8 protein-coding genes and 2 pseudogenes are annotated in these 11,002 nt (G+C 70.8%); 8 read left to right on the top strand and 2 right to left on the bottom strand.

Annotated features, from left to right (window positions below; genetic code table 11):
• A pseudogene (locus CCN72_RS40035) lies at positions 1 to 224 on the bottom strand (hypothetical protein); the annotation flags it as partial.
• A gap of 140 nt (positions 225 to 364) precedes the next feature.
• On the opposite strand from CCN72_RS40035, the gene CCN72_RS24265 reads away from it, so the two are divergent.
• The 6 genes from CCN72_RS24265 to CCN72_RS24240 all read left to right on the top strand — a co-directional run bounded on the left by CCN72_RS24265 (position 365) and on the right by CCN72_RS24240 (position 6,661).
• On the top strand, positions 365 to 1,576 hold the full coding sequence (locus CCN72_RS24265; RefSeq protein ID WP_037662864.1) for a pyridoxal phosphate-dependent aminotransferase: 1,212 nt from the start codon (positions 365 to 367) through the stop codon (positions 1,574 to 1,576).
• Positions 1,577 to 1,700: 124 nt separating this feature from the next.
• Positions 1,701 to 2,120 (top strand): SCO4983 family protein, encoded by a 420-nt coding sequence (locus CCN72_RS24260; protein WP_086809564.1) that lies wholly within the window; start codon positions 1,701 to 1,703, stop codon positions 2,118 to 2,120.
• Between the two features lie 159 nt (positions 2,121 to 2,279).
• Positions 2,280 to 3,356 (top strand): hypothetical protein, encoded by a 1,077-nt coding sequence (locus CCN72_RS24255; protein WP_086809562.1) that lies wholly within the window; start codon positions 2,280 to 2,282, stop codon positions 3,354 to 3,356.
• Complete coding sequence (locus tag CCN72_RS24250; RefSeq protein WP_425276167.1) at positions 3,353 to 4,537, top strand: toxic anion resistance protein; 1,185 nt, start codon at positions 3,353 to 3,355, stop codon at positions 4,535 to 4,537. The genes CCN72_RS24255 and CCN72_RS24250 overlap by 4 nt, the downstream gene beginning before the upstream one ends.
• Positions 4,534 to 6,072, top strand: a complete 1,539-nt coding sequence (locus CCN72_RS24245) for a vWA domain-containing protein (RefSeq protein WP_086809558.1) — start codon at positions 4,534 to 4,536, stop codon at positions 6,070 to 6,072. Before CCN72_RS24250 ends, CCN72_RS24245 begins: the two co-directional genes overlap by 4 nt.
• Positions 6,059 to 6,661 carry a hypothetical protein gene (locus CCN72_RS24240; protein ID WP_086809556.1) on the top strand — a complete coding sequence of 201 codons (603 nt, stop codon included), beginning with the start codon at positions 6,059 to 6,061 and terminating at the stop codon, positions 6,659 to 6,661. Before CCN72_RS24245 ends, CCN72_RS24240 begins: the two co-directional genes overlap by 14 nt.
• A 208-nt stretch (positions 6,662 to 6,869) precedes the next feature.
• Here CCN72_RS24240 and CCN72_RS24235 read toward each other — a convergent pair whose 3' ends face one another.
• Positions 6,870 to 8,690 carry a phosphoenolpyruvate carboxykinase (GTP) gene (locus CCN72_RS24235; RefSeq protein WP_086809554.1) on the bottom strand — a complete coding sequence of 607 codons (1,821 nt, stop codon included), beginning with the start codon at positions 8,688 to 8,690 and terminating at the stop codon, positions 6,870 to 6,872.
• A gap of 289 nt (positions 8,691 to 8,979) precedes the next feature.
• On the opposite strand from CCN72_RS24235, the gene trhA reads away from it, so the two are divergent.
• Both trhA and CCN72_RS24225 read left to right on the top strand, forming a co-directional pair.
• Complete coding sequence (gene trhA / locus CCN72_RS24230; RefSeq protein WP_086809566.1) at positions 8,980 to 9,693, top strand: PAQR family membrane homeostasis protein TrhA; 714 nt, start codon at positions 8,980 to 8,982, stop codon at positions 9,691 to 9,693.
• 109 nt (positions 9,694 to 9,802) lie between these two features.
• Positions 9,803 to 11,002, top strand: a pseudogene (locus CCN72_RS24225) (MFS transporter); the annotation flags it as partial.

Here is an 11,002-nt window from a genome sequence, read left to right as displayed (position 1 = left end):
GACCCCACTGGCCCCTCTGCCCCCACCGGCCCCTGCGGCCCGAACCCGGTGAGCGGAGGCAGCTCCCGCGTCTCGTCGTACGCGTTCCGCCAGCCGTGCGCGGCGGCGGGATCGGCGTACTCCTCGTACGCCGGGGCGGGACCCGGCCGCGGGTGGTACATGGGCGGCCGGAAGGAGGACGCGTGCCCCGCGCCGGGCGCGCCGGGCACCTCCGGCTCGTACATACGTTCGCTGGGCGCGACAGCGGATTCCAGGGAGACGCGGCACTGTCCTGGCAGCCGTAGGGGCAATACGGGGCAAAACCACGTCTCGCGTGGTGGAAAACACCACCCATGAACGGCCGCGGCGTCCTAAGCTCGCGCGTATGCAGGTGATCCAGTCGACCAAGCTCGCCAACGTCTGTTACGAGATCCGGGGCCCGGTTCTCGAGGAGGCCATGCGGCTGGAGGCGGCGGGACACCGCATCCTCAAGCTCAATACGGGCAACCCCGCGGCGTTCGGCTTCGAGTGCCCGCCGGAGATCCTGGAGGACATCCTCCGCAATGTCTCCACGGCCCATGGGTACGGCGACGCCAAGGGGCTGCTGGCCGCCCGGCGCGCGGTCGTCATGCACAACCAGACCCTCGGCATCGACACGGACGTCGAGCACGTCTTCATCGGCAACGGCGTCTCCGAGCTGATCGTGATGGCGATGCAGGGCCTGCTGGACGACGGCGACGAGGTCCTCGTACCGGCGCCGGACTATCCGCTGTGGACGGCCGCGGTCTCCCTGTCCGGCGGCACTCCGGTGCACTACCGCTGCGACGAGCAGTCCGACTGGATGCCCGACCTCGCCGACATCGAGCGCAAGGTCAGCGACCGCACCAAGGCGATCGTCATCATCAACCCGAACAACCCCACGGGCGCGGTCTACGACGAGGCCATGCTCAAGGGGCTGACGGACATCGCCCGCCGGCACAATCTGCTGGTCTGCTCCGACGAGATCTACGACAAGATCCTGTACGACGGCGCCACGCACACCCCGACCGCCAAGATCGCCCCCGATCTGCTGACGCTGACCTTCAACGGTATGTCGAAGGCGTACCGGGTGGCCGGGTACCGGGTGGGCTGGATGTCGATCTCCGGCCCGCGCGCGCACGCCGACTCCTACATCGAGGGCCTGACGATCCTGGCGAACATGCGGCTGTGCGCCAACATGCCGGGGCAGCACGGTGTGGTCGCCGCGCTGAGCGGACGCCAGACGATCCAGGACCTGGTGCTGCCGGGCGGCCGGCTGAAGGAGCAGATGGACACGGCGTACGAGCTGCTGACGCAGATCCCGGGCGTGAGCTGTGTGCGGCCGAGGGGCGCGCTGTACCTCTTCCCGCGGCTCGACCCGCAGGTGTTCAAGATCCGGGACGACCGGCAGATGGTCCTCGATCTGCTGCGCCAGGAGAAGATCATGGTGGTGCAGGGTACGGGCTTCAACTGGCCCGAGCCGGACCACTTCCGCGTGGTCACCCTGCCGAGCGTAGGGGATCTCAAGGATGCGGTGACCCGGATCGGGACCTTCCTGGACGGGTACGGGCAGCCGTAGAGAGCGGACAGGGACCTCACCGTACGGCGGTCCGTAGTCGACGGGCTTCAATCTGTGACCCGACTCAACTTTAGACGAAATCCAAGCTAGGATGGTTTCCTGTCAGAGCACAGGAGGCCGTCCCATGTACGAACCGATCCGCACCAAGTCGGTCCACAGCACGATGGCCGGCACCTCCGACTTCCCCCACCGGTCGCGCGAGGAGGAGCTGGACATCCAGCTCGCCGGGCATCTGTCGGCACTGCTCGCGGTCACCGACGAGCTGCGCGCGCAGGCCCCCTCGGCCGATCTGGACGCGGCCGCGGACCGGCTGGTCGCGCAGGTGTGCCGGCTGCGCGGTGGCAAGCCGCTGCGGGCGACGCCGGGTGCCGACCACGGGGATCCGGTGGCCCTGCACCGCCGCGCCCACGCCCTGGCCGGGCGCGCCCTGGTGGTCGCCGCCTCCCGCGCGGACACCGCGGTGGCGATCCTGGCCGCCGAGCGGATGGACGCCCACACGGCCGCGCTGGCCGCCGACCCGAGGGAACTCACCGCCACCGGCTGATCCCCGGGTCACCCCTGATCGGCCCCGGTCCGCGCGCACCCGCAGCGACGCGCGGACCGGGTGCCCCCGCTCGCGCGTTGCAGTGCCGGGTCCGACCCGTCACCCGGCGTTCACCGGGCGCGCCCGGGAATGTGGGGTTCCGGGAGGACGCTCGCCCGCGTGAAGAGAATCGCGGGAATCGTCCTCGCGGTGCTGCTCATCGGTGGCGTGGTGGCCGCCGTCGTAGCGGGCCGGCACGGGGAGGACAAGGGCACGGCAACGAAGACCGTGCGAGGAGTGATCGGTTCGGAGAAGGCGGACTTCTTCGCCGATCCCGACGTGGTGAAGGCCCTCGCCGCCAAGGGCTACACCGTGAAGGCCGACACCTCGGGGTCCTGGGCCATGGACGGCCTTGACCTGAAGGGCGACGACTTCGCGTTCCCCTCCAGCCAGGCGCCCGCCGATCAGCTGGCGCGGAAGTACCACGCGCAGGAGCCGCTGCCGCGGCCCTTCTACTCGCCGCTGGTGGTCGTGGCGCACCGCAGCGCGGCCGAGGTGCTGGCCGCGAACGGGCTGGCCGTGCTGGACGGCGCGCACCGCGGCACCCTGAAGATGTCCGCCTATCTCGACGCCGCCCGGCACAACCGGACCTGGCAGCAGCTCAAGGGGACGTCCGCGCACGGTGAGTTGAGCGGGACGCTGTACATCTCAAGCACCGATCCCGAGTCCTCCAACTCCGGTGCCCTCTACCTCGCCGCGGCCTCCTACGTCGCCAACGGCGGCAAGGTCGTGGCGGGCGACGCAGACGTCGACCGCACCGCTCCCCTGCTGCACCAGCTGGTCAGCGTCCAGGGCGCCCAGCAGTCCAGTTCGGACGGGGTGTTCCGGGACTTCATCACCGGGGTGGGCAATCCGCTGGTCCTCGTGTACGAGTCGCAGGTCGCGGCGCTGCTGGAACAGGAGCACGGCGTGGACGACCTGGTGGTCCTGTACCCGGACACCACGGTCAACAGCGACCACACCGTCGTACCGCTGGACGCGGCCGGGCGGGCGTTCGGGGAGCTGCTGAGCACCGATCCAACGCTGCGGATGCTCGCCGTCCGGCACGGGTTCCGGCCGCAGGGCGACACCACCGAGTTCCTCGGGCAGACGTCCCGCCTCACCGCCTATCTCAACCAGAAGCTCAGCGGTGTCCGGCAGGCACCCGTGCCCACCTCCCCGGTGCTGCACGAGATGGCCCGCCGGGCCCGCGGATGACGGGGGAGCGACAAATGACAGACATCGACGGGGACTTCGTCCTCACACCGCCCGAGGCGGTCGCGCCCGTGCCCAGGGAGAAGGCGGGCGGTCTCGTGCCCGTCGAGGACGCAGTGCGCACCGAGACGGCCCGCAAGGCCTCCGCGTTCGTCGGCGAGCTGGCGCGACTCGACGCCCGTTCGCCGGAGTTCACCGGGAAGGTCGGCGAGATCACCGCGCTGGGCGCCGGGGAGATGCGCACCGCCGCCGCCCAGTCCAACCGGATGCTGGAGCGGGCCGTGCGCAGCCTGCCCGACCAGGGCCGGGACGCGCAGGCACGGGTCGCAGGATCGCTGGTGGAGCTGCGCCGGGTGGTGGAGGACCTGGATCCGCGGGACCTACCCGCGAGCCGGGGCCGCCGGTTCCTCTCCCGGCTGCCCGGCGGCAACAGGCTGCGCGACCATCTCGCCAAGTACGCCTCCGCACAGGGCACGTTGAACCGGATCGTCGGCGGGCTGCGCGGCGGCCAGGACGAACTGCGCCGGGACAACGCGGCGTTGGCGACCGAGCGGGTCCGGCTGTGGGAGACCATGGGCAAGCTCCAGGAGTACGTGGTGCTCACCGAGGCCCTGGACGCGGCCGTCGAGGAGCACATCGCGCGGACCGCCGACCCGCAGGAGGCCGACGCCCTGCGTGCCGATGTGCTCTTCCCGGTGCGGCAGAAGCACCAGGACCTGCTGACCCAGCTGGCGGTGTGCGCCCAGGGCTACCTCGCCATGGACGTCGTGCGCCGCAACAACGACGAGCTGATCAAGGGCGTCGACCGGGCCGCGACCACCACGGTCTCCGCGCTGCGCATCTCGGTGATGCTGGCCGCCGCGCTGGACGACCAGAAGAAGGTGATCGAGCAGGTCGACGCGTTGCGCGGGACCACCGAGGAGCTGATCCGGGGCAACGCCGAGATGCTCGCCACGCAGAGCGGCGAGATCCAGCGGATCGCCGCCGACCCGGCGGTCGGCGTGGAGACCCTGCGCTCGGCGTTCCAGCAGATCTACCGCACCCTCGACACCATCGACGGCTACAAGGTGCGGGCGACCGAGGTGATGGCCACAACGGTCCGCTCCCTGACTGACGAACTGGCCGATGCCACAGCCTACTTGGAGCGCAGCCGGGCACAGGGCGCGCTGGAGGGACCGGCATGAGACAACGCGGCGTACTCGCCCTGGCCGCCACCGCGGGGGTCCTGCTCGGCGGCTGCACCTCGCAGCCGCACCGGGACGACCCGGCGGCGCCGAAGCCCGGCACCCTGCGGGTGCTGGCCTCCAGCGAACTCAGCGACATGACGGCCGTGTTCGACCGGGTGCGCAAGGACACCGGCATCACGATCCGGCCCACCTACATGGGCACCCTGGACGCCGTGGACCTGGTGGCCCGGGGCAAGGCCGACGGACGGTACGACGCGCTGTGGCTGTCCTCGGACGACTCGCTGCGGCTACGGCCCGAGGCGGCGAAGCGGGTGGTCTCCGAGACCCCGGTGATGTCCAGCCCGGTCGCCATCGGCGTGCGGCCGGCCACCGTCAAGGCCCTCGGCTGGAAACCGGAGCTGGTCACCTGGACGCAGATCGAACAGGCCGTGCGGGACGGCAAGTTGACGTACGGCATGACCGACCCGGCCCGCTCCAACTCCGGCTTCGCCACCCTCGTCTCGGTCGCCTCGGCGATGTCCGGCGCCCAGTCGGCGCTCACCGACGCCGATGTCGCGAGGGCCACGCCCCGGCTGAAGGAGTTCTTCAAGGGGCAGAAGCTGACGTCGGGTTCCTCGGGCTGGCTGGCCTCCGCCTACAAGCGGCGCGGCTCGGTCAACGCCCTGTTCAACTACGAGTCGGTCCTGGAGGGCATCCCGGGCCTGACCGTGATCCGCCCCCGGGACGGCGTGGTCACCGCCGACTACCCGTTCTCCTCGCTGACCTCGGCGGACGAGGGCACCCGCGAGGAGGTCCGGCGGGTGACCGCGGAGCTGCGCGGCGACGCCGTGCAGAAGCTGATCACCGACACCACGCACCGCCGCCCGGTGGTCCCCTCGGTGCCGCCCGCCGCCGGGCTCGACACCGGCAGACGGCGTGAACTTCCCTTCCCCGGCAGCCGTTCCGTCGCCGACGGCCTCATCCGGTCGTACGAGAACAAGCTGCGCCGCCCGTCTCGCACGGTGTACGTCCTGGACACCTCGGGCTCGATGGACGGCGACCGGATCAAGGCACTTAAGGCGGCGCTGACCGCGCTCACCGGTGACTTCCGGGACCGGGAGGAGGTGACGCTGATGCCGTTCGGCTCGACCGTGAAGAGCGTGCGCACCCATGTGGTCGACCCGAAGGACCCGAAGGCGGGCCTGGCCGCCATCCGCCGGGACACCGACGCGCTCAGCGCCGACGGCGGCACCGCGATCTACACCTCGCTGGAGCAGGCGTACGACCATCTCGGCGGCGGCACCGACACGTTCACCTCGATCGTGCTGATGACCGACGGGGAGAACACCGCGGGGGCCGAGGCCCAGGACTTCGACGGCTTCTACCGGGGGCTCGGCGGCGCGCGGCGGGACACCCCGGTCTTCCCGATCCTGTTCGGCGACTCCTCGCGCGCCGAGCTCCAGCACATCGCCGAGCTGACCGGCGGCCGCCTCTTCGACGCCCGGCAGGGCTCGCTGGACGGCGCCTTCGAGGAGATCCGTGGCTACCAGTAGGGTCCTCGGCTACCTGGAGTCCCGCAAGAACCTCACCGGCGCCGGGTGCGGCCTGGCCGGTCTGGTGCTGACCTTCACCGGGGTCGCGGGGCCGTACTGGCCGGTGGTGGTCGCGGGGCTGTACGGCGCGGGCGCGCTGCTCGCCCCGCCGGAGCGGCCCGCGCCGCCCGACTTCCCGAGCCCGTCGGCCCAACTGGAGGAGATCCGGGCCGACTTCGAGAAGCTGAAGGCGTATCTCGCGGACATCGACCTGCCGCCGGCCGCCGCGAGCGCGCTCACCGGACTGACCGAGCTGCTGGACGCGCTGCTGGCACCGGGCTGGGTCGCCGAGGTCCTCGCCCAGGACCCGGAGGGCGTGCACGCCGTCTCCCGGACCGTGCGCAGGGACGTACCGGAGGCCGTGGACGCCTTCGTACGGACCCGCTGGTGGACCCGGCTGACCCCCGGCGCGGAGCCTCCCGAGCGGCATCTGGAGCGCCAGCTGGGCCTGTTGACGGAGGAGGCCGAGCAGCTGGCGTCGGCGCTGCGGGACGCGGAGGCCCGGCGGCAGGAGTCGCACACGCGGTATCTGGAGGACCGCAGGCAGTAGCTCCGCGCGGGCCCGGAAGCAGGTCGGCCGCCCGCTCCGCACGGGAACGGCGGCGGCCCCGCGCAGAAACCGGCGACGGCTCCGCCCGGGAACGCCCGAGGGCCCCGCACGCCATTGTGCGGGGCCCTCTGCGGGTTTCCGCGGCCGGCCTTCGTGACGACTATTGCTGGTCAGGGCTAGTCGGACCGGCCGCGGAGCTTCTCGGGTGTCAGCCCAGGCGCTCGACCAGCGCGCGGTACTGGTCCCACAGCTCCTTCGGGGTGTGCTCGCCGAAGGTGTCGAGGTGACCGGGCACCAGCGCGGCCTCCTCGCGCCAGACCTCCTTGTCGACCGTGAGCAGGAAGTCCAGGTCGGAGTCGGACAGTTCGAGGCCGTCGGTGTCCAGCGCTTCCTTGGTGGGCAGCACACCGATCGGGGTCTCGACGCCCGCGGCCTTGCCGTCCAGGCGCTCCACGATCCACTTCAGGACGCGGGAGTTCTCGCCGAAGCCGGGCCAGACGAACTTGCCCTCGTCGTTCTTGCGGAACCAGTTGACGTAGTAGATCTTCGGCAGCTTGGACTGGTCCTTGTCCTTGGCCACGTTGATCCAGTGCGCCATGTAGTCGCCCATGTTGTAGCCGCAGAACGGCAGCATGGCGAACGGGTCGCGGCGCAGCTCGCCGACCTTGCCCTCGGCCGCGGCGGTCTTCTCGGAGGCCACGTTGGCGCCGAGGAAGACGCCGTGGTCCCAGTCGAAGGACTCGGTCACCAGCGGCACCGCACTGGCGCGGCGGCCGCCGAAGAGGATCGCGGAGATCGGCACGCCCTTGGGGTCCTCCCACTCGGGCGCGATGATCGGGCACTGCGAAGCGGGCACGGTGAAGCGGGCGTTGGGGTGGGCGGCCGGGGTGTCGCTGTCCGGCGTCCAGTCGTTGCCCTTCCAGTCCGTGAGGTGGGCCGGGGTCTCCTGGGTCATGCCCTCCCACCAGACGTCGCCGTCGTCGGTGAGCGCCACATTGGTGAAGACCGAGTTGCCCCACAGGGTCTTCATGGCGTTGGCGTTGGTGTGCTCGCCGGTGCCGGGCGCGACACCGAAGAAGCCCGCCTCGGGGTTGATCGCGTACAGGCGGCCGTCCTCGCCGAAGCGCATCCAGGCGATGTCGTCGCCGATGGTCTCCACGGTCCACCCGGAGACGGTGGGCTCCAGCATGGCGAGGTTGGTCTTGCCGCAGGCGCTCGGGAAGGCGGCGGCCACGTACTTGGCCTCGCCCTGCGGCGGGGTGAGCTTGAGGATCAGCATGTGCTCGGCGAGCCAGCCCTCGTCACGGGCCATGACGGAGGCGATGCGCAGCGCGTAGCACTTCTTGCCGAGCAGGGCGTTGCCGCCGTAGCCCGAGCCGTACGACCAGATCTCGCGCGCCTCGGGGAAGTGGGAGATGAACTTGGTCTGGCTGCACGGCCACGGCACGTCCGCCTGGCCGGCCTCCAGCGGGGCGCCCACGGAGTGGACGGCCTTGACGAAGAAGCCGTCCTCGCCCAGCTCGTCCAGGACGGCCTGGCCCATGCGGGTCATGGTGCGCATGGAGACGGCGACGTAGGCGGAGTCGGTGATCTCGACGCCGAGCGCGGACAGCGGGGAGCCGAGCGGGCCCATGCAGAACGGGACGACGTACAGGGTGCGGCCGCGCATGGAGCCGCGGAACAGGCCCTTGTCGCCGGCGAAGATCTCCCGCATCTCGGCGGGGGCCTTCCAGTTGTTGGTCGGGCCCGCGTCCTCCTCCTTCTCGGAGCAGATGAAGGTGCGGTCCTCGACGCGCGCCACGTCGGTCGGGTCGGAGGCGGCCAGGTAGGAGTGCGGGCGCTTGATCGGGTCGAGCTTCTTGAAGGTGCCCTTGGCCACGAGCTCCTCGCACAGGCGCTCGTACTCGGCCTCGGATCCGTCACACCAGACCACGTTGTCCGGCTGCGTCAGTTCGGCGATCTCGTTGACCCACGAGATCAGTTCCTGGTGGCGGGTGGGAACGCTGGTAGCCGAGTTGTCGCGCGCCACGGTTGCTCCTAAGTGAGGGATTTTGTCCTTGTTCGCCCCGTGGGGGCTGCGACCCGGACGCTTCGCTGTCGCTCATCCGGTGCCGACTGCACTCATTTGATCATCCGCCCGGAGTGCCCATCTGTCCAGGGGGTCTCACAGGTGAGCGAAGTGAGGTGAGCCACGCTTCCTGCGGCGTTTGCGTTTTCTTTGCGTCTGTCTTGATTTCAGCTGAACGTCTTTTTGCGCCCACCCGACCAAGGCATGCCCCTCACATCCGATTTACGGAGGCGTAGGTACCATGCGGCGCATGACTGCGTCCGTCCCCGACGCGCCCAATGACACTGCGGCCGGCGGCCGCGGTCCCCTGGCGCTCCCCCTGTCGCACCCGATCAAGCCGAGGCTGCGCGGCTGGCTGCACCTCGGCATGTTCCCGGCCGTACTCATCGCGGGACTTGTGCTCACCGCCCTCGCCGACTCGACCAGAGGCCGCATCGCCTGCGGGATCTACGTCCTCACGGCCTGCCTGCTGTTCGGCGTCAGCGCGCTGTACCACCGGGGCAACTGGGGCCCGCGGATGGGCGGCCTGCTGCGCCGGCTCGACCACGCCAACATCTTCCTGATCATCGCGGGCACTTACACCCCGCTCACGATGCTGCTGCTGCCCGGCGCCAAGGGCCAGTGGCTGCTGTGGGGCATCTGGGCCGCGGCGGCGGCCGGGATCGTCTTCCGCGTCTTCTGGGTCGGCGCCCCGCGCTGGCTCTACACGCCCTGCTACATCGCGATGGGCTGGGCGGCCGTCTTCTTCCTGCCCGACTTCCTGCGCACCGGCGGCATCGCCGTACTGGTCCTGGTGGTCGTCGGCGGGCTGCTCTACAGCGCGGGCGGCGTCGTCTACGGCTTCAAGCGGCCGAACCCGTCACCGCGCTGGTTCGGCTTCCACGAGGTCTTCCACTCCTTCACGCTCGCGGCGTTCGTCGTGCACTACGTGGGGATCTCGCTGGTCGCGTACCAGCACGCCTAGCCCCCTCCCGCCCCTCAGGCCACGGCTCATCCGAGCCGTGGCCATTTTTCATGCCCGGCAAGCTCCCATCGATTGACACTGACTAGATTTTGAGAGCTACTGTCATTTCATGGTGCCTTCCGCTCCGAACCCCCGGCGCTGGTGGGCCCTCGGGGCCCTGGTCGCGAGCATGCTGGTGCTCGCCTTCGACTCGACGATCCTCAACGTGGCCCTGCCGACCATGGCCGTGCAGCTCGGCGCGACCACGGGGCAGCAACAGTGGGTGGCGGACGCGTACGTCGTCGTCTTCGCCGCGCTGATGCTCCCGGCGGGCCTGCTCGGCGACCGGTTCGGGCGGCGCCGGATGCTGATCGCCGGGCTCGGCGTCTTCCTGGCCGGCTCGGTGCTCGGTGCCCTGGCCGGGGACGTGAACGCGGTGATCGCCGCCCGCGCGGTGATGGGCGTCGGCGCCGCCCTGATCATGCCGCTGTCGCCGGCCGTGCTCCCGGCCCTGTTCGGCCCCGACGAGCGCGGCAAGGCGGTCGGCATGATCTCCGCCGCCTCCGCGCTCGGCCCGCTGGTCAGCGGCTGGCTGCTCGACCACTTCTGGTGGGGCTCGGTCTTCTTGATCAACATCCCGATGGCCGCGCTCGGCATCGGCGTCTGCCTCCTGCTGCTCCCGGAGACCCGGGACCCTTCGGGACCCAAGGTCGACCTGCTCTCCACGGCGCTCACCGCGGCCGGCCTCGGCGCCCTGATCTACGCCGTCATCGAGGCCCCCGACCGGCTGGGCCGACCCCCTGGTGCTCGCGATGTTCGCCGCGGCCGCCGTCCTGCTGCTCGGCCTGGTCCTGCGCGAACGCCACTCGCCCCGCCCGATGCTCGACATGTCCCTGCTCGCCCGGCGCGGCTTCCTGCTCAACACGGTCGCCGCGACCCTGGTGATGTTCGTGCTGTCCGGGCTGATGTTCACGGTGCCGACCTACCTCCAGGCGGTCCTCGGCCATGACGCCTTCGCCACCGGGGTCCGGCTGCTGCCGCTGTCCCTCGGGCTGATGGTCGCGGCCAGGGGTGCCCAGGCGGCCGTGGTCCGGTTCGAGTCGCGCGCGGTGGTCACCGCGGGTCTGGTGGTGCTGGCCTTCGCCGCCCTGCTGGGAACCCGTACGACGGCGGACTCCGGCTACGGCTTCACCGCGCTGTGGCTGTCGCTGACCGGACTCGGCTTCGGCTTCGCGGTCGTACCGGCGATGGACGGGGCGCTCGGGGCGCTGCCCGCCGACCTGCCGCAGGGTCATCAGCAGCCCGGAACCGGAGCCTGCCCGGTCGGCGG

Origin of the sequence: Streptomyces murinus, assembly GCF_002154555.1 — a bacterium.
In the GTDB taxonomy this organism is placed as follows: Bacteria; Actinomycetota; Actinomycetes; order Streptomycetales; family Streptomycetaceae; genus Streptomyces; species Streptomyces murinus.
Note: the sequence above shows the minus strand (reverse complement) of the source record. Positions and strands in the feature narration are given on the sequence as shown.

Coding starts and splice junctions, on each gene's coding strand:
- CCN72_RS24265 (WP_037662864.1), top strand. CDS start 365: ATGCAGGTGATCCAGTCGACCAAGCTCGCCAACGTCTGTTACGAGATC.
- CCN72_RS24260 (WP_086809564.1), top strand. CDS start 1,701: ATGTACGAACCGATCCGCACCAAGTCGGTCCACAGCACGATGGCCGGC.
- CCN72_RS24250 (WP_425276167.1), top strand. CDS start 3,353: ATGACGGGGGAGCGACAAATGACAGACATCGACGGGGACTTCGTCCTC.
- CCN72_RS24245 (WP_086809558.1), top strand. CDS start 4,534: ATGAGACAACGCGGCGTACTCGCCCTGGCCGCCACCGCGGGGGTCCTG.
- trhA (WP_086809566.1), top strand. CDS start 8,980: ATGACTGCGTCCGTCCCCGACGCGCCCAATGACACTGCGGCCGGCGGC.